Source organism: Marininema halotolerans (assembly GCF_900116235.1).
GTDB classification, from domain to species: Bacteria; Bacillota; Bacilli; order Thermoactinomycetales; family DSM-45169; genus Marininema; species Marininema halotolerans.
On record NZ_FPAA01000004.1, the window covers coordinates 55701 to 81446 of the forward strand.

At 42.7% G+C, this 25746-nt stretch carries 26 protein-coding genes and 1 riboswitch; of the genes, 18 read left to right on the plus strand and 8 right to left on the minus strand.

Annotated elements, in window-relative coordinates:
- The first annotated feature begins 294 nt into the window (after positions 1-294).
- On the plus strand, positions 295-663 hold the full coding sequence (locus tag CHX35_RS06150) for a hypothetical protein (protein ID WP_140413562.1): 369 nt from the start codon (positions 295-297) through the stop codon (positions 661-663).
- 40 nt (positions 664-703) lie between these two features.
- Positions 704-1480 carry a carbon-nitrogen family hydrolase gene (locus CHX35_RS06155; RefSeq protein WP_091835548.1) on the plus strand — a complete coding sequence of 259 codons (777 nt, stop codon included), beginning with the start codon at positions 704-706 and terminating at the stop codon, positions 1478-1480.
- A 50-nt stretch (positions 1481-1530) separates the two neighbouring features.
- Here the strand turns inward: CHX35_RS06155 and CHX35_RS06160 are convergent, their stop codons facing one another.
- On the minus strand, positions 1531-1881 hold the full coding sequence (locus CHX35_RS06160; RefSeq protein ID WP_091835551.1) for a hypothetical protein: 351 nt from the start codon (positions 1879-1881) through the stop codon (positions 1531-1533).
- Between the two features lie 110 nt (positions 1882-1991).
- Complete coding sequence (cudC, locus tag CHX35_RS06165; RefSeq protein WP_091835555.1) at positions 1992-2543, minus strand: choline uptake/conversion transcriptional regulator CudC; 552 nt, start codon at positions 2541-2543, stop codon at positions 1992-1994.
- 384 nt (positions 2544-2927) lie between these two features.
- On the opposite strand from cudC, the gene betB reads away from it, so the two are divergent.
- The 3 genes from betB to CHX35_RS06180 all read left to right on the plus strand — a co-directional run bounded on the left by betB (position 2928) and on the right by CHX35_RS06180 (position 6522).
- Complete coding sequence (betB, locus tag CHX35_RS06170; protein ID WP_091836159.1) at positions 2928-4385, plus strand: betaine-aldehyde dehydrogenase; 1458 nt, start codon at positions 2928-2930, stop codon at positions 4383-4385.
- Positions 4386-4412: 27 nt separating this feature from the next.
- A complete protein-coding gene (gene gbsB, locus CHX35_RS06175; protein WP_091835558.1) occupies positions 4413-5621 on the plus strand; it encodes a choline dehydrogenase in 1209 nt (402 codons plus the stop codon).
- Positions 5622-5742: 121 nt separating this feature from the next.
- On the plus strand, positions 5743-6522 hold the full coding sequence (locus CHX35_RS06180; RefSeq protein ID WP_091835560.1) for an N-acetylmuramoyl-L-alanine amidase: 780 nt from the start codon (positions 5743-5745) through the stop codon (positions 6520-6522).
- Positions 6523-6525: 3 nt separating this feature from the next.
- Here CHX35_RS06180 and CHX35_RS06185 read toward each other — a convergent pair whose 3' ends face one another.
- Positions 6526-7338: a YqhG family protein gene (locus tag CHX35_RS06185; RefSeq protein WP_091835563.1), complete on the minus strand. Its 813-nt coding sequence runs from the start codon at positions 7336-7338 to the stop codon at positions 6526-6528.
- Complete coding sequence (locus CHX35_RS06190; protein WP_091835566.1) at positions 7319-9043, minus strand: DEAD/DEAH box helicase; 1725 nt, start codon at positions 9041-9043, stop codon at positions 7319-7321. The genes CHX35_RS06185 and CHX35_RS06190 overlap by 20 nt, the downstream gene beginning before the upstream one ends.
- A gap of 194 nt (positions 9044-9237) precedes the next feature.
- On the opposite strand from CHX35_RS06190, the gene CHX35_RS06195 reads away from it, so the two are divergent.
- On the plus strand, positions 9238-10380 hold the full coding sequence (locus tag CHX35_RS06195) for a CotH kinase family protein (RefSeq protein WP_176391923.1): 1143 nt from the start codon (positions 9238-9240) through the stop codon (positions 10378-10380).
- 3 nt (positions 10381-10383) lie between these two features.
- Here CHX35_RS06195 and CHX35_RS06200 read toward each other — a convergent pair whose 3' ends face one another.
- The 4 genes from CHX35_RS06200 to CHX35_RS17450 form a co-directional block, all read right to left on the minus strand.
- On the minus strand, positions 10384-10596 hold the full coding sequence (locus tag CHX35_RS06200; RefSeq protein WP_091835572.1) for a hypothetical protein: 213 nt from the start codon (positions 10594-10596) through the stop codon (positions 10384-10386).
- A gap of 93 nt (positions 10597-10689) precedes the next feature.
- Positions 10690-10923 (minus strand): hypothetical protein, encoded by a 234-nt coding sequence (locus CHX35_RS06205; RefSeq protein WP_091835576.1) that lies wholly within the window; start codon positions 10921-10923, stop codon positions 10690-10692.
- A gap of 25 nt (positions 10924-10948) precedes the next feature.
- Entirely contained in the window at positions 10949-11095 is a 147-nt protein-coding gene (locus CHX35_RS17445) for a hypothetical protein (protein WP_176391924.1), read from the minus strand.
- Positions 11096-11164: 69 nt separating this feature from the next.
- Positions 11165-11329: a hypothetical protein gene (locus tag CHX35_RS17450; RefSeq protein ID WP_176391925.1), complete on the minus strand. Its 165-nt coding sequence runs from the start codon at positions 11327-11329 to the stop codon at positions 11165-11167.
- 248 nt (positions 11330-11577) lie between these two features.
- Positions 11578-11667: riboswitch (glycine riboswitch) on the plus strand.
- A 149-nt stretch (positions 11668-11816) separates the two neighbouring features.
- Between CHX35_RS17450 and gcvT the strand changes: the two genes are divergently transcribed.
- The 12 genes from gcvT to CHX35_RS06265 all read left to right on the plus strand — a co-directional run bounded on the left by gcvT (position 11817) and on the right by CHX35_RS06265 (position 25742).
- Positions 11817-12911 (plus strand): glycine cleavage system aminomethyltransferase GcvT, encoded by a 1095-nt coding sequence (gcvT, locus tag CHX35_RS06210; protein WP_091835579.1) that lies wholly within the window; start codon positions 11817-11819, stop codon positions 12909-12911.
- Positions 12912-12933: 22 nt separating this feature from the next.
- Positions 12934-14280, plus strand: a complete 1347-nt coding sequence (gene gcvPA / locus CHX35_RS06215) for an aminomethyl-transferring glycine dehydrogenase subunit GcvPA (RefSeq protein ID WP_091835582.1) — start codon at positions 12934-12936, stop codon at positions 14278-14280.
- Positions 14277-15740 (plus strand): aminomethyl-transferring glycine dehydrogenase subunit GcvPB, encoded by a 1464-nt coding sequence (gene gcvPB / locus CHX35_RS06220; RefSeq protein ID WP_091835585.1) that lies wholly within the window; start codon positions 14277-14279, stop codon positions 15738-15740. The genes gcvPA and gcvPB overlap by 4 nt, the downstream gene beginning before the upstream one ends.
- Positions 15741-16116: 376 nt before the next feature.
- Entirely contained in the window at positions 16117-17295 is a 1179-nt protein-coding gene (locus CHX35_RS06225; RefSeq protein ID WP_091835587.1) for a LeuA family protein, read from the plus strand.
- Positions 17292-17876 (plus strand): cysteine hydrolase family protein, encoded by a 585-nt coding sequence (locus CHX35_RS06230; protein WP_091835590.1) that lies wholly within the window; start codon positions 17292-17294, stop codon positions 17874-17876. Before CHX35_RS06225 ends, CHX35_RS06230 begins: the two co-directional genes overlap by 4 nt.
- 68 nt (positions 17877-17944) lie before the next feature.
- A complete protein-coding gene (locus CHX35_RS06235) occupies positions 17945-18970 on the plus strand; it encodes a TauD/TfdA family dioxygenase (protein WP_140413563.1) in 1026 nt (341 codons plus the stop codon).
- A gap of 34 nt (positions 18971-19004) precedes the next feature.
- A complete protein-coding gene (locus CHX35_RS06240) occupies positions 19005-19412 on the plus strand; it encodes a cupin domain-containing protein (protein ID WP_091835593.1) in 408 nt (135 codons plus the stop codon).
- Positions 19413-19427: 15 nt separating this feature from the next.
- Positions 19428-20678 (plus strand): MFS transporter, encoded by a 1251-nt coding sequence (locus tag CHX35_RS06245; protein WP_091835596.1) that lies wholly within the window; start codon positions 19428-19430, stop codon positions 20676-20678.
- The gene (leuC, locus tag CHX35_RS06250) at positions 20659-22053 is read left to right on the plus strand and encodes a 3-isopropylmalate dehydratase large subunit (RefSeq protein WP_091835599.1); all 1395 of its coding nucleotides are present in this window, start codon (positions 20659-20661) and stop codon (positions 22051-22053) included. The genes CHX35_RS06245 and leuC overlap by 20 nt, the downstream gene beginning before the upstream one ends.
- Positions 22054-22068: 15 nt before the next feature.
- Positions 22069-22689, plus strand: coding sequence for a 3-isopropylmalate dehydratase small subunit (gene leuD / locus CHX35_RS06255; RefSeq protein ID WP_091835603.1), 621 nt, complete (start codon positions 22069-22071; stop codon positions 22687-22689).
- Positions 22673-24586 carry an FAD/NAD(P)-binding protein gene (locus tag CHX35_RS06260; protein ID WP_091835606.1) on the plus strand — a complete coding sequence of 638 codons (1914 nt, stop codon included), beginning with the start codon at positions 22673-22675 and terminating at the stop codon, positions 24584-24586. Before leuD ends, CHX35_RS06260 begins: the two co-directional genes overlap by 17 nt.
- A complete protein-coding gene (locus CHX35_RS06265; protein ID WP_176391926.1) occupies positions 24555-25742 on the plus strand; it encodes an aromatic amino acid transaminase in 1188 nt (395 codons plus the stop codon). The genes CHX35_RS06260 and CHX35_RS06265 overlap by 32 nt, the downstream gene beginning before the upstream one ends.
- Positions 25743-25746: the final 4 nt, after the last annotated feature.

The window sequence follows — 25746 nt, forward strand, 5'->3', positions numbered from 1 at the left end:
AGAAAGAAACGATGATGGTATATTGTATCTATAAAAAGAACCGAAAAATTTAATATTTTTACACTTCAATACTTGACAGGCGAAAGAAGACATTTATCGACATACTTAGTAATTGTTTTTATCGAAATTGCGCGTTTATTGATGAGGTAAGGCGAGTGTAGGATGGATAGTAGATATTGACCCGTAAATTTGCATCGCGATGGGGATCCGTTCAGAGTGTTCATTGCTAAAATTCTAATAAAAATAAATTTTGCTTATTTTTGGATTTCACTTCTAGAATGGCAGGTGGTTCAAGTGCTTTTACAATGCCGTCTTCATGGTGAGCTACGAGAAATCCTCCCGCAGATTGATACGAACGTTCAAGCCCTTTTCCGTATGAGTGAAAAAGATGATCTTGGTACGGCTACTTCTGTTTTAGAACGTGTACAAGCTGTGCAGGAGACGTTATACCATCAAAACTTGGTAGGGCGATATCCAGAGGTACATGAGGTAGTCAGTTTTATGTATCTAAGTTGTTTTAGTCTACTTTATATGGAGGGAGAATCATTTATAACGTATCGGGAGGAAATGAAGCGACGATATAAAACATTGCTTCGCACCTTTCGTTTCTTTCCACAGTATGGGTATAGTAGACAAATAAAGCGTAGAATTAGTAACCTATAAATCATCATGGGTGTAGTAGGAAAGTGTCGGGAGGGGTACAGTGCGAATTTCACTTATTCAGATGGATGTTTCTTTTGGAGATCCGATAAGGAATTGGCAACGCGTTGAACAAAGGGTAAGTCAAGCAGTAGCTCAGGAAGGTTCGAATTGGGTGGTGCTTCCTGAACTGTGGAATACGGGATATGATTTAACGCGTTTTGAGAAGATTGCCGACCGTGGAGAACTACCTGAGAAATTGGCTATGCTTGCTAAACAACATCAAATCTATTTAGTAGCGGGTTCGATTGGTGAAAAAGAGGGAGAGCAATTTTATAATTCATCCTATATCTTTTCACCAGAAGGACGCATCGTCACTCGTTATAGAAAAGTTCATCTCTTCCGGTTAATGGAGGAGGAGAAGGTACTTACCGCAGGAAAGCGTGATGGTGCGCTTTTCCCCCTAGGGGATGATTGGGGGGGGCTGATGATTTGCTATGACCTCCGGTTCCCAGAATTTACTCGATCACTTGCGATTCAAGGAGCGAAAATTTTATTTGTAGTGGCAGAATGGCCCCATCCCCGGTTGAACCACTGGCGGTTGTTAAATCAAGCCCGTGCCATCGAAAATCAGATGGTAATCGTTGCGGTTAATCGAGTGGGAACCGATCCTAATAATCAGTTCTGTGGTCATTCGATGGTGATCGATCCATGGGGAGAAATTCTCGTTGAAGGTGACGAGCAAGAAGGAATCTACACAACCGATGTTGACTTGAGCCAAGTGACAACAGTAAGAAAGAAGATTCCGGTTTTTGAGGATCGCATGCCGGATTGTTATTGATCGATCTTGTGTCATAAAAAAGTGTGGCGGATATCCGCCACACTTTTTTACTAATAGTATAGGGTTTCATCATCGGAAGTGGGACTTGCGTGTTTTTGGTCGACGGAGCGTTTGGACTTAGGGAGGGGGGGTTGAGTTGAAGTCGAATCAAACTCCGTCACCAGTGGGGTGCGTTCAATCTCGACTAAGGGATCGGGTGGTGTTGACTCAGTAATTTCAGTCACCATTTTTTCGCGGAACTGTAGGCGCTCCACTTCAACGGTATGTATTTCCTTGCGGATATGGATAGAATTGATCTCAAAATATTTGCTGAGTACATTTTTCAGGTCGAGATGAAACGCTTTTTTATCAATGGTTTCAATTTCACGGGCAATATCGATTTGAATATCCATTTTATGCATACGGGGCAATACCTCCTATGCTGAATTGATTGAAAAGTAGTGCTTTTATCATAGTAAGACAAAGCAAGATCAAGGACAATATCCAAGATCTTCTCTTTGCCTATCCTTTATTAATCTTCCACTTGTTCTTGCTTCGGAACAGGGACATGTTCAAAGATCTTTCCGCTTTCAAAGGTTTTTACCAGTTCCTTTAACCAAGCATAATAAAGCTTTGCTTTTGTAAGCCGCTCTAAGTCGTTGTAAATCATGGTGGTTTCCTCGGGAGTGATGTCGGCTTCATCCAGAAGTTTTCGTAAATCGTCCTCTGTCCGGGAGATTGCGCGTGCATTTAATTCGATTTCCTTATCCCACATGACGCAAAAAAATTCAACGAAGGAACGCACTTGATCGTGTTCGGCTTCATAAAGGTCTTTCCGAACGCCTTTTAACCATTTTTTATGGACTAATTTTAAAGAGGAGAGAGCTCGAACCCCCGTACTCATGCTCGTTTTGCTCATTCCTGTAAGATCCATCATCTCATCTAAAGTCATCGGGTCTTCATGAAAAAACATGGTCCCATAGAGACGACCCATCGATGGACTTAGACCATACATGGCCATGGTTTCGGTCAGTGACTCAATATAAACTCGCCTGGCTTCTTCAATTTTTGTGGGGAGAACCAAAGAAGTTCCTCCTTTCTGCTATGAGTAATTTGCCAACAGTATGTACAGTTTATATTGTACGGTTTTATTTTTTCAAATTCACCCCCTGTTTACAAAACAAGAGGAATCAGCATGAAAGGATACCTACCAGGAATCAGATTGGGAATTGTATCCATGATAAACAGGGGATTGCCTTCATTATCTCCGGTGTGAATGCAAGGTATTCGATTGGAAAGGGTGATTGTAAGGGAATAAGGTGAATTTCAAATGAAATGATAAGAGAATGTACATGATAAAAGGGATGGGTTGTCAAAGACAATTGGGAAATGGTATCATTAGAAACAAACAGTTCGTACAGAAAAAACTGTACAAACAATAAGGGGTGAAACCTTGGAATCGAAAAAAATGTATGTTAATGGTGAATGGATCCACGCTCAGTCCGGAGAGACGCGGGAAATAATTAATCCTTACAATCAAGAGAAAATTGCAATTGTCCCCGAGGCGGGACGTGAGGATACAAAGGCTGCGATCCAAGCTGCTCGTACTGCTTTTGACCAAGGCGAATGGCCACATATACCCGCTGCTGAACGGGGAAAGAAATTGTTTCAGGTAGCGGCACTTATTGATGAGCATAATGAGGAATTAGCGACTTTAGAAACCCTAGATACGGGTAAAACGCTGGTGGAAAGTCGCGCAGATATGGAAGATATCGCTGGTGTATTTCGTTACTATGCTGGGTTAGCGGATAAAGATGGTGGCGAAACGATCGAGCCCCCTATGCCCGATGCCATCAGTCAGGTGGTTCGTGAGCCAGTTGGGGTCTGTGGAATGATTACCCCTTGGAATTATCCATTGCTTCAGGCTTCATGGAAGTTGGCACCTGCTTTGGCTGCTGGTTGTACCATGGTGTTAAAGCCAAGTGAAATCACGCCGCTTACCACGTTAAAAGTGGCTGAGTTAATGGAGAAGGTTGGCTTTCCCAAAGGCGTGGTGAATGTTGTAACCGGACCGGGTGCAACAGTGGGTGCACAGCTATCGGAATCCGATGAGGTTGATTTAGTTTCTTTTACAGGCGGGATTGAAACGGGCCGCAAAATCATGCAGGCTGCCACAGGGAACATGAAGAAAATTGCGTTGGAATTAGGTGGGAAAAATCCGAACATCGTATTTGCAGATGGTGATTTTGAAACAACCGTCGATTATGCGATGAACGCGGTCTATTTCCATGCTGGACAAGTTTGCTCTGCAGGAGCTCGCTTGCTTGTTGAAGAGAGTATTCATGATCGTTTTGTTGAGGAGTTAGTAAAACGAGTCAAGAATATTCGACAAGGAAATGGGATGGATGAAGCCACTCAAATGGGCCCTCTAACTTCTGCAGAGCATCGGATGAAGGTAGAAGGTTACATTCAAGTGGGTCAAGATGAAGGGGCGAAACTGCTGATTGGGGGGAAACGACCCGAAGGAGCTGAGTTCGAAAAAGGATTTTTCTTGGAACCGACGATTTTCGATGGATGTGATACGAAGATGAGAATCGTCCAAGAAGAGACCTTTGGTCCCATTTTGACGATTGAAACCTTTAAGACTGAGGAAGAAGCAATCGCTCTTGCCAACGATTCTGTATACGGTTTGGCTGGGGCTGTGTGGACACAAGATATGAGTCGAGCACAACGGGTGAGCCGGAGTCTGCGTATGGGGACGGTTTGGATTAACGATTTCCATCCCTATTTCCCACAAGCACCTTGGGGTGGATATAAACAATCAGGGATTGGTCGCGAACTTGGAAAGACCGGTCTCGAAGAGTACACGGAACAAAAACACATTTTCCAAAATCTAAACCCTCAACCGATGGGTTGGTTTAAATAACAGGTAAACATTTAAGGGGGAAACACCATGACCATGCGATTCGAACAAATGATGGATCAAAAAAACTTTATTATGCCTACCAAAGTCGTCTCAGGAATTGGTGCATCTAAGCAGGCAGCGGATGAAATTAAAGCGTTGGGTGTTACCAAAGCAATGATCGTTACAGATAATGGGATTTTCCAAGCAGGAATTATTGATCCCATTGCGGAATCTTTGAAGGCTGCTGGACTCGACATTTATATTTTCCATGAGATTCAAGGCGAACCTGACACGGAGTTAGTGGCACGTGGAAGTAGCATTTACAAGGAACAAGGGTGTAATGGACTCGTTGCAATTGGTGGCGGAAGCTCGATGGATACAGCGAAAGCAATCGGTGTCGAAGCGGTGCATCCTGAACCCCTGTTAACCTATGAAGCTTCCGATAATGGTAAGCCTTTGGAAAATCGTATTCCTCCGCTAACGACAATTCCTACAACAGCAGGTACGGGTTCAGAAGTTACCCAATGGGCTGTAATTAAAGATCCTGTTCGGGAAATCAAATTTAATGTGGGTGGTCCATTGATCCCCGCTCACCTAGCGATTATCGATCCTGAACTCCATTTGTCAATGCCGCCTCACATTACTGCAGCAACGGGTGTTGATGCGCTCTCTCACGCTATTGAGTGTTATACCATGCACCAATCACAACCGATTACGGATGCCTTTGCGTTGCTCGCGATTGAATACGTAGCAAAATATCTACGTCGGGCTTATGCCAATGGTGGCGACATTGAAGCACGTTATGGTATGGCGCAAGCTGCGATGTTAGCAGGACTTTCTTATGGGAGTGACTCTGCAGGAGCGGCTCATGCGATGGCTCAAACACTTGGTGGAATGGTTCCTGTCATGCATGGTCAATGTGTATCCGCCATGTTGCCTCCTGTGATGGAATTCAACTGGATGGGGAACCCAGAGAAATTTGCACGCATTGCTGTTGCCATGGGTGTCGATATTGAAGGGATGACACTGGAAGAAGCGGCGAAATCAGCGGTACTTGCTGTAGAAGAATTAGTTTTGGATGTTGAGATTCCAAGTCTGATCGAACAAGGTGTTGATCCTGAACAAATCGAACGATATGCTCAGGCGGCGATGGAAGATCCTCAGACCTTTGGTAACCCACGGGTGATTAAGCGAGTCGAAGATTATCATTGGATCTATCGGCGTTCCTTGGGCTTAGAAGATTCTACGTTATATTAAACACCAAAGATAAAAAGGGCTCCCAACTGGGAGCCCTTTTAATTATTTTTTTATTTCCATACAGCTGACTAAACAGGCAACAAGGGCATTTCATAGACTGATAGCAGGAGGTGCCCTTGATATGATGAAAATGGTGATTGATCCAGGACATGGAGGTGAAGATCCTGGCGTAGTAGCAGGGCAATTGCGTGAAAAGGATCTTACCCTTCAATTAGCCCTACGAATGAGGGGGTACCTGACGAGTCGCTATCGCGTCCATGTCTATATGACACGCACAACGGATCGAACCCTTCGGCTTCGTGAGCGGGTGTCGTTGATTAATCATCACTATGCTGATTTCTTTTGCTCCCTTCATATCAATTCAGGCAAGGGGCATGGATTGGAAAGCTATGTAAGTAAATCATCCTCTCTGGATCAATCCATCGAAGTACAACATCGTATTCACACAAAGGTAATCTCATTATTAGCACCCTATAAGATCATGGATCGAGGAATGAAACAAGCTGACATGTATCTCTTGCACTATGCCATGGTGCCAGGAATTCACTTCGAGTGTTTGTTTATTGATACCGTTGATGAGCAACGGTACCTACAAAATCACTCCTTTATGACAAAGTTAGGGAATGCCATGGGTGAGGGGATCGCAAAAGCTCTACAATTCATCCCCCGTAGGGCGGGAATTGTCTACCGAATTATTGCTGGTTCGTTCAACCAACGTGAGCAAGCAGTCGCTTTACAGAAATACTTACGCCTGGGTGGCATTGACTCGATGATTATGAATGTGGGTGCTTCCCACCAATGTTATCAAGTGCAGGCGGGGGCATTCCAAGTTCGGTCCAATGCCGAAGCACGATTGCAAGACATCAAGGATATGGGATTTCTCGATGCCTATATTGGATAGGGCCTATGGATGGGTGGGTGTGAGGTAGAAGAGACCTGCACTTACCGTTTCCACTTCCACACGTGGATGGTATTGCCAAATGCTTTCACGAAGGCGCTGTTTTTTTTCTTCATGGAGCTCATCACTCATTCGCCACTCCTCAGGATAAAAAGCATGCAGTTGGGCTAATTCTTGATTTAGCTGATCCATCGCTTGATCGGCCCAGGTGAGGTCTTGATTCTCAATCCATCCTTGTAGCCAATATTCTAATTCACCAACGGCTTCAGGGATGGAGAGGATGGAGGGCAGGGTATGGCGCCGATCAGGTAGTTTATGGGTCCAATCACGTCCCTGTAGTTGTTGATCAAAGCCTTCGCTGATCGCACCCGTGCGAAGGTCAATTCCTAAGCTGATCAGATGGTCTTTTTTACGATCACATAGAAAAGAGACCTGATAATGAAGAACGAGCCAAGGTTCATAGGGAAGGGATCCTTCTTTAAGTAGACGAGGTCTTTTATCCTCGTAAAGCCTAACAAAACGGCCGTGGTTACGGGCAGAGCGGAGCATTTGCTGAAAGCGTGGAGCGCCAGAAGTGAGCAGATCTTCACGAACACCAGAGGGCGCTTTTCCTGGTTCAAAGGTGAATAATAGCGTAGCGGGTTGTGGTTCTAAGCCCATCTTCTCTACATACATCCAGTAAAAAGGGCGTTGAATAATATCCTTATCCACTTCAATGGAAAGGCGAGTTTCTATATAATCAGGATGCTTTTCGATCATGTGACAATCATAAGCTTCTAAGTAGCGGAGGGTTAAGGATCTAACTTGATTGGGTTCCATCCATCAACACTTCCCGTTTTTCAATTTCCGTTCGGACTTGTTCTTCAGCACTGGCAAATTGGTCGCCAAGTTTGTCTAATTGTACTTGGATTTCTTGATCGTCCTTAGACTCGATTAAAATTCGCATTAAATTTTGCTCTACATCTTCTTTTAAGCCCATTTTCTCAAGGATGGTGTCAACTTCACCAATTACAGTCCGAAACATATCGATTTTTTCGTGGAGAAGCCAAACAATATGTTCTTCAATCGTATTTTCGGTTGCAAAATTAAAAATGGTAACATCCTCGGATTGTCCCAGTCGATGAATGCGTCCAATCCGTTGTTCTACGCGCATGGGATTCCAAGGAAGATCATAGTTGATGATGTGGTGACAAAATTGAAGGTTGATCCCCTCTCCCCCTGCTTCGGTAGCGACCATGACCTGAGCTCGAGTTTGGAAAATTTCCCGCATCCAATCCTTTTTATTGCGTGCAAAGCCCCCGCGATAAGGGACTGCATAGATATTGTGTTCATTGAGTGCCCGTATCAATAGGTCCTGGGTCGCGCGATATTCAGTAAAAATGATGACCTTATCATTAATTTCCTTCACCAGGCGAAGCGCTTCATTGACCTTTGACTGCGTTTGGACAGCTCGAAGCAGCCCTGCCAGGTGAAGGACTTCGGGGGAAAGAGATTCTAATCCGTCGCTTTCTCGTTTAAACAGCTTAAATAGGGTGTGAAAGGCAGCATCACGGCTACTACATACCTCCCGCTGTAAGGTGATGAGAGAGAGTAGGCTTTTTAATTGGCCGCGGTTGGACTGGTATTGTTCACGAATAAACTGTGTAATTCCTTCATAGAGCGCGCGTTCCTCTGGAGAGAGGGTGACTCGTACGGTATGGACATGACGTTTGGTGAAGGAGATATGACCATCACTTCGTTTATTGCGAATCATGACGCGATGAACTTCTTCCCGCAGTTGATCTTCATTTTTGGGTTTTCGTTTGCCGGCAACATAGGTTGTGTTGAAAGAGGTTTGTTGTCCAAGTTGACCAGGTTTTAACAAGGTAACGAGGTTATATAATTCGTGTAGATCATTTTGAATGGGCGTTGCTGTGAGCAGTAGGGTGTATTTCTTTTTCATTTCATTAATAAACTGCCAGTTTTTTGTACGGCGATTTTTTAATTTGTGGGCTTCATCAACGATCAATAAGTCATAATGACGATTTAATACTTTACTGCGGTGAGGGTCTCTTTTAGCCGTATCAATTGATGCCACGAGAATATCGTACTGATCCCACATCCACTCTTTTTTTTGTGGCGTTGCAGGAATTTGAAATTTTTGATTCAGCTCACGTGTCCATTGGAGAACCAAGGAGGATGGGACTAAGATCAACGCATTCTTAACAAGCCCTCGTACCATGTATTCTTTTAAAATGAGGCCGGCTTCAATGGTTTTTCCTAGGCCCACTTCATCCGCAAGGATCGCACGCCCCTTCATTTGACCGAGCACTTTCTGAGCCGTTTCAATTTGGTGAGGAAGTGGCTCAAAGCCGGTAACATATTCTAAGCAACGGAGGGTATCAAAATCAGGAATACACTGCAGCTCAGCGGCTTCCAACGCAAGACGATAACGTTCCCAGGTCGACCATCCTGACTCTTGCTCCATGTTCTTAAGGAAGTCATTTAACCATGTACGATCCACGCGGATAGGTAGAGATTCCATTTTTTAACCTCCGAGGAAAAATTGTCATCATGCGTTGATCCTAGTATGAGTGCATTTCTCCTTCTTTATGTGCCAGAGTTTTTCCTAGGGACCAGATACAAAAAGGCGAATGATGGTTTTTTGAGAAGCCGTTCACCCGGAATAGCCTCTTCATATAGTAGTAGCAACACACGATGGATGAGGGGGTAGGTGTGATGCGGTCACCACTTCCTATATACACGTTGCAGGTGGATCCAACTTTGTGGCAACAAATGAAGTTTAATGTATGGAGTAGTCATCCCGCACCTGCCTTGCTTCGAATTGAAGATGGAGAAGAGGTCAGAGTAGGGTGTTGCTTTCGAGGGGCGCATACCCGTGTATTATTAAAAAAATCCTACTATCTCATTGACGAAGAACACGGACAGGAAGTGCATCTGAATGCGGAATATGTGGATAATTCCTTCATTCGAAATAAACTCTCCCTTGATTTTTTCAGAAGCATTGGGGTGATGTCCCCGCGGTCACGTCATGTGTGGTTACGCATCAATGATAAAGATGAAGGCTTATACCTTGCTTTAGAATCAGTCAATGCTTCGTTTTTTCGTAGGCGGAATAAACCAAGGGGTTCTATCCATTATGCAGTGAATGACGATGCCAATTTTTCAAGACGGAATACTCGCAACGAGATCAAAGAGGATTTGTTATCGGGTTATGAACGCAAAGAGGGGGTTCCATGCGATGATGAAACCCTGCGAAATTTTTTATCATGGGTGAATGGAACACACACCGCCATCTTTCGTGAAAAGATCGGCAATTACTTAGATGTCGAAAACTACCTTCGTTGGCTGGCAGGTGTCGTATGTACACAAAATTATGATGGTTTTTTACACAATTATGCTCTCTATCGCAATCCGCTTACCGGTTGCTTTCAGATTATACCCTGGGATTTTGATGCAACGTGGGGACGAGATTGTAACGGTAGGGTTATGAAATATAATTTTGTCTCAATTAAGGGGGACAATCAATTATCCGCTCGATTATTAGCCATTCCTCAATATCGTCGTCGTTACTGCGATATTCTGGAAGTCATCCTCCACAAATATTTTCATCCCAAAGTGCTACAGCCCATTATTCAACATCATTATGAGCAACTTGCCCCTTATGTGTATAAAGATCCGTATAAACCGGGTTTAATAAAACGCTTTCGCCACGAACACAAGCAAATTCTTGCATACATTCATCAACGGCGCACTTATTTATTGAAACAATTAAAAGAGCTTTCTGCACATAATAAAAAATATCGTGAGACTGCATATAAAAGAGGCCACAAACATGTGACCTTATCCTGCAGTCCCTAGGTGCTATTTGCTCTTTTTTGTTTTCGCAGGTTTTGCTATGTGGCTTTGTAATTGCTTAACTTCTTTGCGTAAGGCTTGAATTTCTTGTTGTTGGACTTTTAACATTTCGATCATCTCTTGCGTATTGATGATATTGACATTCACATTGGTAATTTTCTTTTGTGCTTGTTGATAGTATTGGGTGCGCTGCATATGCTCCCATTCATCGAAAAACAAGATATACTCCCCTCCATTTCCATTGGGGCACGGGTACTCCAACCGATGGAAAAAAATAACCGGTCGGATGAGGACCGGTCGAAGCCACGGAAACTACCGTTTTTTCTGGGAGCGTACTTGGTTTACCACGGAATCAATCTGGGTCTTTTTGAGACCAGCTTGCCCCAATGTGTCTTCGAGATTACCGAGATCATCATCACCGTTAATGATGTTGATATTCACATTGGTTATGGTATCCCCTCTTCGACGTCCCCGGTTAGGATCTCTATAACCTCCCCAACCACAGTCGCCCCAGCCACCGTCCCAATCGTTGATATATCCGGACACGAACTCACCCCCTCGATATGACTTATTAAAAATGAATGGCAAGCGACGTTTTGTTAATCATCGCGTTTAATGATATTGATATTGGTGTTCGTAATGCAGTCACGACCACAACATTGGCAATTTTTCCGATCGCAACAACATCGATCTTTTCTGCAACCATCACTACTAACAAAATTCTTAAACCCATCTGCCATGGGATTTCAACTCCTGATTGAAATTCATACGTGGTGTTATTTGTTTTTTACTTCACCTGCAGTTGTACCATTGTCGCCGCGTTTAATGATATTGATATTGGTGTTCGTAATGCAATCACGACCGCAACATTTGTTAGAGCCACAACCGCATCCGCAACTACCCCATTTACCCCATTTACCCCAGTCATTGAGATGTGCTGACATTGTGTCACCCCCTTTCGTGATAAGGTAAGAGGGACCGTTTCATGATCGCTGCCGTTGGGAGATTGATAGGAAGAACTTCAATCTCTTTCCCTCTGGCTTGATATATTCATATGCGAGGGATGAAAGATTGTTTAGACGGATGGTAGAGGGAATATGCACATCTTTTATAGAGTAGTAGAGGGCATTTGATAGCAGGGTATCGAAATACCATTCAAGTTGTGGCACAATGAAGATGAAAATTCCCAAGCTACGGCGGTTGATGACGGGAGGAGAGACCACAAGTTGTGGCGCCGAAGGAGCAAACCCATGTGGTGAATCTCTCAGGCAAAAGGACGCCCGTCGGACGTTCCTCTGGAAAGCGCTTAATTCAATGGGCCACCCAAGGGGCACACCCGATGCCAACGGGTTTAACTCTCAGGTATCCGGACAGAGGGTAGTCAGGAAGCTTTCATTCTAGTTACACACGAAGATCCAATTCTCATGGAGGTGGAACATGTGGCCGAATTGAAACGGACCTCTCTCTATCCTGTGTACAAGGATGAAGCGAAGTTAGTCCCCTTTGGAGGATGGGAGCTACCGGTTCAGTTTTCTGGTATTAAGCGAGAACATGAAGCAGTGCGAGAAAAAGCAGGGCTCTTTGATGTCTCTCATATGGGAGAGATCGAGGTCATTGGACCGGATGCCTTTGCCTTGGTACAACGTTTGACAACGAATAATGTGGAAAAGGCTGTTCCAGGACAGGCCCAATATACCGCGATGTGTTACCCCGATGGGGGAACTGTTGACGACTTATTGGTCTATCGCAAAGGGGAAACATCCTTTCTACTGGTGGTCAATGCAGCCAATATTGAAAAGGATCTGGAATGGATTGAAAAGCATGCCGTGGGCAATGTCGAAGTAAGGAATATCTCTAAAGAAACGGCACAACTTGCTTTGCAAGGTCCGCTTTCAGTTTCTGTGCTGCAAAAATTGACTGAGACGAATCTCGCTGAAATCAAACCCTTTCGTTTTCGTGAGTCGGTTGAACTTTCTGGAGTGAGTGGATTAGTTTCTAGAACGGGATATACTGGTGAAGATGGGTTTGAAATCTATCTTCCAGCGGAGGATGCTCCAAGCTTATGGAAGAGTATCCTCGAAGCGGGTGAGGCGTTGGGAGTGATTCCATGTGGATTGGGTGCACGGGATACCCTTCGTTTTGAAGCGAAACTTGCTCTCTATGGCAATGAATTATCGGCGAGCGTGAGTCCGGTCGAAGCAGGGATCGGATTTGCAGTGAAGCTTGATAAAGGAGAGTTTATTGGTAGGGAAGTACTAGCGAGACAAAAGGAAGAAGGTGCTCCTCGGAAGTTGGTTGGATTGGAGATGATTGGACGTGGCATTCCGCGTTCCAATTATTCGGTCTATCGAGGGGAAGAGGAAGTCGGTGTGGTGACAAGTGGAACACAATCTCCAACGTTGAAGAAAAATGTAGGCCTCGCCCTCATCCAACGCGAATTAGCGGAGTTGGGGCAAGAGCTTGATGTTGAAATTCGGGGAAAACGAGTGGTAGCTAAGATTGTTCCTACCCCGTTTTATAAACGCTCATCATGATGAGAACGGAGGAGGAGACCGGATGACATACCGTTATTTACCCATGACAGAAGAGGATCGGCGGGAGATGCTATCGGTCCTCGGCATCGATTCTGTCGACGAACTATTTGAAGATATTCCAGAGGGTATCCGGTTTAAGGGACGTCTAGCAGTACCGGAACCACTGTCAGAACCCGCGTTGACAAAGCATATGGGGCGAATGGCCCAAAAAAATGCATCCTTCGATCACTATGCATCCTTCCTGGGTGCTGGAGCGTATGAGCACTATGTTCCGAGTGTCGTGAACCATGTGATCTCCCGTTCTGAATTTTATACTGCCTATACCCCTTATCAACCTGAGATTAGCCAAGGGGAACTTCAAGCGATCTTTGAATTCCAAACCATGATTTGTGAATTGACAGGGATGGATGTTGCGAATTCTTCGATGTACGACGGTCCTACGGCATTAGCAGAAGCGGCAGGTGTGGCTTCTGCAGTTTCTGGGAAAAACAAAATCCTCGTTTCTAAAGCGGTCCATCCAGAGGCCCGTCAAATCTTAGCCGTACAAGCAAAAGGGCTAGGTCTTGAGGTAATCGAGATTCCATGTCGTGAGGGGGTTACCGACCTTGACCGCTTAAAAGAAACGGCGGATTCTGATACGGCAGGTGTGATCATCCAATCTCCCAACTTCTATGGAAATATTGAGGATCTGTCTCAAATTGAGCCGATTGCCCATCAGCATAAAGGCATTTTTATTGTGAGTGCAAATCCGGTTTCCCTTGGATTATTAACACCCCCTGGAGATTTTGGTGCGGACATTGTTGTTGGTGATGCACAGCCCTTCGGTATTCAGGCACAATTTGGAGGGCCGCATTGCGGGTTCTTTGCTGTCACCCGTAAATTGATGCGAAAAGTTCCTGGACGGATCGTGGGACAAACCGTGGATGAAGAGGGGATTCGTGGATTTGTGTTAACCCTCCAAGCACGAGAACAGCATATCCGTAGAGAAAAGGCGACCTCTAATATCTGTTCCAACCAGGCACTCAATGCCTTAGCGGCTGCAGTTCATATGACGGCTCTTGGTAAAGGTGGTCTACAGAAACTGGCACGCCTTAATTTTTCCAAAGCTCACTATGCGAAGGAACAATTGATTCAATTGCCAGGTGTAGAGCCACTCTTTGATCAGCCTTTCTTTAATGAGTTTGCAGTGAAATTATCAAAACCGATTCACGAGGTTAATCGTGCGCTCTTACAAAAGCGGATGATCGGGGGCTATGATCTTGGACGGGATGATGAACGCTTGAAAGGGGCTACCCTCATCGCTGTAACCGAGATGAGAACAAAGGAAGACATCGATGAACTGGTTGCTGGATTGGGGGAAATCCTATGAGCGCAGAAAAGGAACTTATCTTCGAACTTAGTAAACCCGGTCGTGTCGCATTTAGTTTGCCAGAGAATGATGTTCCCGATAGGGATCCAAGTGAGTTATTGCCAGAGGGAATGATTCGAAAGACCCCGGCAGAATTTCCTGAGGTCTCGGAACTGGATTTAATTCGTCATTATACCGAACTATCGCGGAGAAACTATGGAATTGATAATGGCTTTTACCCGCTAGGTTCCTGTACGATGAAATACAATCCGAAGGTCCATGAAGATGTGGTTCGTTACCCTGGCTTTGCGAAAATCCACCCTTATCAGCCGGAGGAATCGGTTCAGGGTGCACTCCAACTGATGTTTGAATTACAGCAAGATCTTGCTGAGATTACAGGGATGGATGAAGTAACATTGCAACCTGCTGCCGGTGCTCAAGGGGAGTGGACCGGTCTGATGATGATTCGGGCATATCATGAGAGCCGCGGAGAAACCAAGCGAAACAAAGTGATTGTTCCGGATTCGGCCCATGGAACCAATCCAGCCAGTGCAACAGTCGCAGGCTTTGAATCGGTCACTGTAAAATCGAATAGTGAAGGGCTTGTCAGCGTCGCTGATCTAAAAAAAGTAGTAGGGGAAGATACAGCCGCACTGATGCTGACAAACCCCAACACCTTGGGTCTTTTTGAACGAGAAATTAAAGAGATTGCGGATATCGTCCATGATGCAGGGGGTCTACTCTACTATGATGGAGCCAATGCCAATGCGATTTTAGGGAAGACGCGTCCGGGGGATATGGGATTTGATGTGGTTCATCTGAACCTTCATAAAACCTTTACGACGCCACATGGCGGGGGTGGCCCTGGTTCTGGTCCTGTGGGTGTGAAAAGCGTCCTTTCTCCTTTTCTTCCAGTACCCGTGGTATCGAAAAGCGAAAAAGGATACTACTTTGATGCGGATCGTCCCCAGTCGATTGGCCGCGTGAAGGCCTTTCATGGGAACTTCGGGATGCTGGTACGTGCGTATGCGTATATTCGGACCATGGGCCCCGATGGACTGCGTCAAATCTCTGAAAATGCCGTACTCAATGCAAACTATATGATGAAACGCCTCGAAGAACATTTTGAGGTTCCGTTCCCACAATATTGTAAGCATGAGTTCGTCCTCTCTGGGAATCGTCAGAAAAAGTTAGGGGTACGAACCCTGGATATGGCGAAGCGTTTGCTAGACTTTGGCGTTCATCCCCCCACGGTCTACTTCCCGTTAATCGTGGATGAGTGTATGATGATTGAACCCACCGAAACGGAAAGCAAAGAGACATTGGATCAGTTTATTGACGTGATGGTGAAGATTGCAAAGGAAGCGGAGGATCACCCGGAAGTCATTCAAGAAGCGCCTCACCATACGTTGGTGAAGCGTTTGGATGAAGTAGGGGCTGCTCGAAAGCCCGTTTTGCGATGGGAGAAGAGCAACCAATAATACCATATAGTCCCTAAGCAACCTCGGTTCGATATTTCATCGAACTGAGGTTGCTTATTTTTTTGGAATCATATCGTGAAATTTAGTAAATTTATTTTAATAAGTAAATAAATCACAAAAAATAAATTGTTATTATTTCTTTAAAGCATAATTTAATTCATAATCAATGATTATTAAGTGAAAATTTCCTATAGAAGAGTTTTTAACAGTATATTAATGGAATAATAATAAATATATTAATAAAAAAATAAAAAATCGATTGAAAATCCTATCTTTATATACTACAATAACTATTGTTAATTACACCAAAGGATGTAAAGAGCTTGCGAAAAATGATATTTTATCTTCTCTCAATTATTCATAAGGATGTGATAATATGGAAAAACGTTTAATTAGCTTACTCGATACTACACTTCGGGATGGTGAACAAGCGCCTGGTAATGCTATGACACCTGAACAAAAATTGAGATTAGCTCTGATGCTCGAAGATGCTGGCGTACATACCATTGAAACGGGTTTTCCTGCATCATCAAGTACGGATTTTATAGCAACCCAGATGATCAGTTCACAGTTAAAAAAGTCATCGTTTGCAACGTTTTCGCGTGCCTTAGTAAAAGATGTGAAAATTGCAATAGATGCTGGTGGAGTGAGTGATCGACATCTTGTGATGCTAGTCGCTACTGGTAGTGATCTGCATTTGAAAAATAAACGCCATATCACGCGTGAGCAAGGTCTTACCGAAATAATTGAAGCCGTAACTTATGCAAAGGATCAGGGCCTTCAAAATGTTGCAGTAGGAATCGAAGATGCAAGCCGTGGAGAGTATGATTATATTGAATCGATTACGAGGACGTCTATAAAAGCAGGTGCAAACCAAATCATCCTTGCTGACACAACTGGATATGCAACGCCCACCTCTTTTGGTGATTTGGTTCGTTTTGTACGTAAGATTTCTGGACCTGATATTAAAATTTCGACTCATTGCCATAATGATCTTGGTCTTGGTGTTGCAAATGCATTAGAAGGTCTTAAAGCGGGTGCGAACGAAATACAGGCAACGCTTGGTGGGATAGGTGAACGAGCAGGGAACACTTCACTTGAACAAATTGTGGCAAACCTTTACTACAAGGGAGATGAATATGGATTATATACGACCGCTCGTCTTAATAAGTTATATAAAGCTTATATAACTTTACAAGACATTATTAATTTGGAAGAGTCTCGGATGCAGCCCTTATTTGGTAAATATGTATTTAGTACTGCGGCTGGTATTCACCAACAGGGTATTTTAAACGATCCGAATACTTATGAATATGTGAAACCTCAGGATTTAGATAGAGAAAGGCAACTATTAGTAACTCGCCACTCAGGAAAAACAATCATTCGCCATCTTCTACAGGAAAACTTTGAAACTCATAACAAGGATGAAATTGATTATTTGTATGATAAATTTATTTTCAATCAACAATCCAGTATGTGTGATGATTTAAATGATTTCAAACAAAAGATCTTAAGTGAACTTGAATCCAAATCGACTGAGGAGGCAGTGCTTTGAAAAAGGCATTACTTGTATTGGATTTAATCAATGATATTGTTCATGAAGATGGCAGTGTAAGTAAAGATGGATTTTATGATCAGGTGCAGCAGCGACAAGTAATTGCAAATACTGCACGAGCCATCGATCATTGTCGACAAGAAGATATTCCTGTTATTTATGTAATTTTCGGTTATAGCGATGGTTATCCAGAATGGAGTGAACAACCGAAATTATTTCGTAATGTAAAAAGTAGACAGCAGGTCTTGCTAGGTACCTGGGCAACACAAGTACATGATGATCTGCAGCCCTTACCGAATGATGTAATTATTACGAAGCATCGTATTGATCCATTTTTCAACACGAATTTAGATATCGTTCTACGTTCAATGAATATTGATACTCTTTATTTGACTGGAGTTTCGACAGATTTTGTTGTATTGAGTACGGTTTTAAGCGGACATGATCGTGGATATGGAATTAGACCATTAGAAGATTGTATCGCATCTAGTGATTCCTACAGTCATGAATGTGCAATGACAGTGATAAATAAACTTTCTGATGTTTACAGTGTTGAACAATTCATTAATCATGGCATTTGAAGAATAGTATGATCAGCAATAGACTAGCAGTTGGTTCACCTATGTCAATTTAGAGAGGAAGATTCCCTATGAAACCGTTTCACATCTTTTCAGAGACTGAAAATAAGGAATTGTGTTTAGCGCTTTCCAATCTTGCTTCAATCTCACCACACGTTGAATATACGAGGTTTAAGGACAGGATGATTCGCAACGTTCAAGAGGGTTTAATTCCTGAATTTTTTATTGCGCTATGTGAACGTATACGTTCTGAGAGAGAAGAAGGGAATCATATTCATGTTCTGAAAAATTGTCCGGTTGATACGGATATTCCAGAGTTGAATCATGATGATCCGGTGAGTGATAAGTATCGACTTAAGAAAACTTTTCTTGGTGAGGCCTTCTTAGGGACATTTTCCTATCTTCTTGGTAATCCACTTTTGTCTTATGCAACACGTAACAATGGTGATTTTTTTACTGATGTAGTAAGTATTAATCGTTTTCGAGGCAAACGTACAGGCTTTACTGATGGGGATCTAATTTTCCATAATGATCGTTCAAGTCATCCAGTGAAGGCTGATTATATCACGCTTTTGGGCTTGCGTTGTCCAGAAAATGATCTCGTTTATACCACGTATATTGATGGAAAAGATATTTTTAGTCACTTATCCGAAGAGCAAATTCGTGTGCTAAGTGAAAATTGGTACTATACGGAAGTGGATGATTTAACGAAAGAGAAAGTGAAAAACTGGGATAGATCAAGTGCACATGCCATCATTAATGGTGAAACGATTTGTTTTCAAGATACGCTTACTCAACCCATTTCCAATGCGCCAACGTGTGCAGTTGAAGCATTGCTTGCATTCAAAGATGCTATGACGAAGTCACCTAAAATGCGTCATCGAATTGAATACGGTGATTTACTAGTTTTTGCAAATCAATATGGACTTCATAATCGTGAACGTATTGAAGTAAATAATCCTGATGAAGTATCTAAGCGTTGGCTTTTAAAAACCTATACATTTAGGGATTCTACAGTAGCTGATACCTATGCTGATTATTGGTATAACGGTATTTATGGTTGTGCCAGTGATAGAATAGAGAAAGTTTTGAAATAGAAATGAAGTATAAATTGAAAGGGATGAGTATTATATGAAAGACATGGATCTCATGAATCAAGTAAACAAGATTATACAGGGATTGCCAGTCCTTCTTAAAGAGGATCAATCAGGTGTTCTGTCCGAAGCGGAAATCAATTTTACACCGTTTATAGTAAATGATCGGTCAAAATCTGAAATTCATTGGCTATTCCGTCCTGAGGAAACAGGTGGGTGTGGTGCTGCACTTGTCCGTTACCATCCAGGAGGAGAATCACCACTGCATGAGCATACAGGCTTTGAGTTCGCGTATGTGCTTGATGGAGAAATGATTACGAATCAAGGTAAGGTTAAAAAGAATGACCTAATGCTATTGCCTCCAGGTAGTCGACATCGTTCACGAAGTGAAACAGGTTGTTTAGCGTTAATTGTTTGGGAAAAGCCCCCTGTAACTATTGAATAATGAAGGGATGTTTTGATGGAGACTAATCATTCGCCTACATCTAAATATCGATGGTTTATCTTATCGATCGGTGTTCTGGCACAAATTGCATTTGCCATAGGGTTTGCAGGTATTCCTACCTCTGCAACGATTATGCGAGCAGATTACCACTTTACTGTCAGTCAGTTAGGGTTTGTCCTCGGATGTATGGGATTGGGTGTTGCGATTTCAGAGATTGTTTGGGGAATATTAACCGATAAACTAGGAGATAAGATTGTCCTAATCATTGGTTTAGTATCAATGGGGACTGTATATTTGATTATGTATTTTGGCTTTGTTCCAGAGGCAGGGAACCTACCCTCTTATTTATCTGTGGGAGTACTTTTGATTCTCGCCGGAGCTGTAGGTGGAAGTATCAATTCTTCCTCGGGTCGTGCAGTGATGTCTTGGTTCCAAGATAGTGAACGGGGTTTTGCGATGAGTATTCGCCAAACGGCAATCCCTGTTGGAGCAGCGATTGGTTCATTATTAATCCCGTATTTGGCATCCGTCCATGGATTCGATATGGCATTTTTAACTCTTGCCACGATAAGCTATATCATTGCCATATGTGTAGGGTTATGGTTGGTAGAACAAAAGATACCCAAAACTTCTACAGGTGCATCGCATGCAGAAGGCAAGTCACCGATTAAACGATTGTCGGTATGGAATGTTGCGTTAGCTGGAGCTGCCTTAACGTTTCCTCAAATGGCTGTTCTAACGTTTTCTCCTGTATTTCTAAAAGATCAGCACCATCTAAGTTTAGTTGCAGTTTCGATCATCGGCTTCTGTATTAGTTTAGGTGGTGGAGTTTTACGAATAGTTACAGGTCGTATAACGGATAGACACCAAAACCGGCGCAAAGTAATGAGTATTATAGCAATAATTGCTGGTATAACAAGTATTGTCCTTGGTTTCTTATATGATCAGAATGCTTACATTGTAGTCGCTTTGCTAATCATTGTTGGGCTTGCAGGGAACGCATGGCATGGAATTGGATATACCGAGATTGCTGTGAATGCAGGAGTACGATATGCAGGTACAGCTTTAGGTATGATGGGGACGACTGTTTTTGGAGTGTCTTTCATTATCCCTTATATTATTCCACATATCCTTAAACTATCTTCATGGAATGGTGTATGGATTGTTGTCGGCGTTGCTTCTGCCATTGCTTGGCCACTTATGGCCTTACGTGTCAGAGTGCCCGTCAAAAAGGAAGGTGTAAGCAATGGCAAAAACTTTACTTGAAAAAATCTGGAACGGTCATAGCATAAAACAATTAGGGGATTCTGAGGATTTGATTTATATTGATATGCATTTATTGCATGAAATCAACACCCCTCAAGCCTTTGATCGTTTGCGTGCTTCTAACCTGACAGTCCGACGGCCAGATTTAACTGTAGCAACCGAAGATCATAACACACCCACTCGATCCATTGCTGCACTACAATCGGATCCATTGCGCAAAAAACAGGTCGATTTGTTGCGTCAAAACTGTTCAGAATTTGACATTCCGCTATATCAGCTTGGTGAATCTCGCCAAGGTATCACCCATGTAATTGCACCTGAACAGGGGCTTGTGCATCCGGGCACAACCCTTGTTTGCTGTGATTCGCACACAACTACGCATGGTGCTTTGGCCGCTCTAGCATTTGGTATTGGCACAAGCCAAGTGGAACATGTGTTAGCAACCCAAACATTAAGGCTTCAAAGGTTTAATTCAATGCGGATAACAGTAAAAAATAGTTTGCGAGCAAATATTTCATCAAAGGATTTAGCACTTTTCATTATCAACCAGATAGGAACCGGTGGTGGTATTGGGCATGTCATCGAATATGCAGGTGATACCATTCACAAATTGAGTATGGAAGCTCGTATGACATTGTGTAACATGTCAGTAGAAGCAGGTGCAAGCGCAGGGATCATTGGTGTTGATGATGTAACGATTGATTATTTGCGAAGTGTGCTAAATGGATATTCTAATATAGAAGAAGAAATTAATAGATGGCGTAATTTCGTGAGCGATGCTGACGCTATTTTTGACAAAGAAATTGTTATTGATGGAAGTGAAGTTGATGAAAGAGTTACATGGGGTACAAATCCATCGCAAAATATCTCATTTAACGAGTGTATACCCGATTTAAGTAGTTATAGAGATACAAGCGAAAAAGAGGCAGCTCAATGTGCTCTCGAATATATGAAGATCAAGCCAGGTCAATTCCTACGAGAGATTAGGATTGATAAAGTGTTTGTAGGATCTTGCACCAACGGTCGAATAGAAGATTTGCGAGTTGTTGCAGGTATTTTAAAGGGACGAGCTGTCCATACCAACGTGGATATGGTAATCGTACCTGGATCGATTAAAGTACGTGATCAGGCAATTCGTGAAGGGCTTGATATCGTCTTTAAAAATGCGGGGGCTGATTTCCGTTATTTGCCAGGTTGTTCGATGTGTGTGGGTCTTAATGAAGATAGTATGAGGAGCGGAGAACGTTCTGTCTCAACAAGTAATCGAAACTTTGAGGGTCGTCAAGGAACGGGCTCAATGACACATATTGCTTCACCTGCTGTAGCAGCAGCGAGTGCGATTATGGGCCATATCGCAAGTCCATCTGATTTATAGTAGTGGGAGGATGAAATGAGTAGAGAACATATTCGTGGACAGGGTGTTCCTTTGCTTAGAAATAATGTTGATACGGATCAAATTATACCTGCACGTTTTTGCTATCAAGCAAAACGTGTAGGGCATGGCGATTCATTGTTTGGCAATTGGCGTCAAGATCCATCGTTTGTATTAAATGATTCAAGATACGCTGACGCTACTATTCTAGTCGCTGGACGGGAATTTGCGACGGGTTCATCTCGAGAATATGCGGTTTGGGCAATCAAAGATTATGGTTTTAAAGTGGTAATTGCACAAAGCTTTGGTGATATCTTTTATAAAAATGCGATTATTAACGACCTGTTGCCACTAAAAACGACTGAGCAGGGAATCGAAACTTTATGGGGGATCCTTGCCCGTAGCCCTGAAGCTGTCATAGATATTGATTTGGAAGACAAAACGATTACTATTGAAAACAATGTTATTTCAGCTATCATGGAGGAGCGCTTCAAAAGGAAGTATATTCTAAATTTGGATGATATATCTCAAACTTTAGAGGATATTGAATCTATCGAGGGATATGAAAAGTCAAGATATCGTTATTTGGCTACTACTATAGAGCGAGGTGAAAATTTCACCAGTGCTAAATCAAAATAAAGCAATGAGTAATTCGCTACGTGTTGCCATAATTGGAAGTGGTCCTCGGGGGATGTCAGTACTTGAACGATTAGTAGCTAGGTTAATCGAATTAGACAATGGGAAGAAAGTTGAAATTTTTTTAATCGATGATGGAAATGTAGGGACCGGGAGAATCTGGTCTACTGAACAATCTCATCTTCTTCTTATGAATACCGTAGCACAAGAAATCTCTGCTTTCTCTGGATTGTGGGACGGTAAAGAAGCTCGGCCTGGAAATGGACCGTCCTTTGCTCAGTGGTGGCAATTGAACCGTGAAGATTATTCACATTATGGTGGCTATGCACCACGCGCGTATTATGGGGAATATTTGTTGTATGTCTTATCAGCAATAGAGCGTGCCCTTCCCCATTTTGTTACTTTATATAAGGTATCCGCTCGTGTAGAAAGTCTGGACAAAATAAATACCTCCCAACTCCTACGACTTTCTAATGATGAGTGGATACAGGTTGACAAAACAGTGATATCAACTGGACATCCTATTAATCGTTTACAAGGTTTTGAAAAGAGACTCTATGAGTTTGCCTCGAGTACACCTCAAGTCACCTTTATTAACGGAGACTCGGTGGCTGACATGGACTTATCGTTCATTGATTCTAACCACAAAGTGGGCATTATTGGAATGGGGCTAACTTTTTATGATTTAATAGCTGAGCTTACGATCGGACGTGGAGGGAAATTCTTAACAAAAGATGATGGATCGATGAAGTATTGTCCATCTGGACGAGAGCCACAAATATACGCGGGTAGTCGAAGTGGAATGCCTGTCCTAGCACGGGGGCGAAATCAGAAGCCATTTAACTATGAATATAACCCAACGATCTTTACACAAGAGCGTGCCAAAAACATCCGTCAACATGGAGATGTACACTTTGATCGTGATGTGCTTCCCCTACTAGAAGCTGAGCTAGCATTAGTCTATGCTGAGACAAAATTACGCATTGAAAAAGGGGAAGAGTCCGCACAGGATTTTCGTGAGAGTATAATCAGTTATCAGATAGACTCTGTAGAGGGTGTTGCATCACTTGCTCGTATATACGGGCTCTCTAATTCAATTGATATCGATATTTATCATCTCGCTGACCCCTTTAAAGGGGATACGTTTCCGTCTATTGAAGCATTTAATGAGACATTGTATTCGGTGCTTGCAGCTGACTACGCTGAAGCCATGCACGGCAATGTCGATTCTCCAATAAAAGCGGCACTCGATGTTATTCGTAACTCGAGGTCGGTGATTCGATTATTTGTTGATTTTGGTGGGTTAGATCCTAAATCACATCAACATGAGTTTCTTAATAAATTTAGTCCTATAAGTGGTGCTCTTTCTGCTGGTCCACCCCCCTTTCGCATCCTGCAGTTACAAGCGTTAATGGAGGCGAATGTTTTAACGATGATGGGGCCTTCCATGAAGGTTGAACCAGCTGTCACGAGTGATTGTTTTCACATGTATTCACCCAGTATTCAAAACTCTACTGTAGCACTAAACGTGGTGATTGATGCTAGAATACCAAGTACCAATATTACACACGATTGCTCAAAATTGACTCAGTCACTGATTAACAACGGTATTTTCACACCCTTTGTTAATAAAGATGATGACAGTCAATTTGTAACAGGAGGCGTTCATGTTACGCCATCACCATTTCATCCAATAAGTGTAGATGGAGAAATCAATGACAGCCTTTATGTCTTGGGCATTCCAACAGAGCATACACGTTGGTTTATGCAATCTGGAAGTAGTCGTCCACATAAGTGGATCGACTTCATGATTGATGCAGATGCAATTGCTGCTGATATTCTTCAAAAAAAGGAGGTTAATGAATATTGTGAAGATCATCGAAAAGCAGAAAGAATTTAGTATTATGCAATTGATAGATCGGTACAATAATGATGAGCGACAGAACAAACTTAACCTTACGGTGGGGGTTTATACAGATCAATCTGGCTGTTGCCCTATTCTTGACTCGGTAAGAGAAGCGGAGTATTATCGTGCAAAAAACCAAATAAGTAAAGCTACATTTAGTCTTACTGGAGCATCAGAGTATCACGAAGCTGTACGTAATGTACTTTTTCCATCCATGAGGGAATATGGTATTCATCATAACATTCAGGTTGTTCAAACCTTAGGAGCAAGTGGGGCACTGCATCTCGTGTCTCGATTGATTAAATACAACTCACCAACAGCGCGAATCTGGATAAGTACACCAACATGGGAAAATCATCCTGCTCTCTTAAGCGATCACTCTCACAATTTTGGTTTCTATCGATATCAACCTGCTAATCAGGAAGAATTATGTTTGGATTCAGTTTTAGAGGACCTACATTCTGCTAGTCCAGGCGACTTTGTATTGTTGCAAGCCTGTTGTCATAATCCAACAGGTATGGACCCTGATTTGTCTCAATGGAATAGACTGGCTGATTTTTGTGCTGAACGTAGACTTATTCCGCTATTTGATTTTGCATATCAAGGGTTTGCTCATTCCATTGAACAAGATGCTGCACTTTTTGATATTTTTAGGGACCGTCTTGATAAGTTTCTTATCTGCAGTTCATTCTCGAAGAATATGGGTATTTATGGTGAACGTACAGGGGCATTAACCTTCGTTTTCAGAGATGAAAAAGAATTGAAAGATTGGATAAATATTTCAAAAGAATTAATAAGAAGTAGCTATTCTACACCGCCAATACATGGTAGTTTTATTGTAAGCCATATTATTAACGATCCGATCCGCTTTACTAATTGGCAACAAGAACTTACTGGGATATCTAAGGATCTTCAACGACGACGTACCATGTTTTTTTCTGAATTAACAAAGGCAGGTATTATAGACAGAGTCCTTCCTTATCGTAAACAGAATGGAATGTTTCTTTGTCTTGATCTTTCACAAGAAAAAATAAATTCTTTGAGAGAAAATCATGGTATCTATTTTCTTAATAGCGGTCGAATCAGTATTGCCAGTCTGAGCATTTCAAATATGCCGAGGTTTTGTGAAGCCCTAAAGGATGTTGTCTAATAAT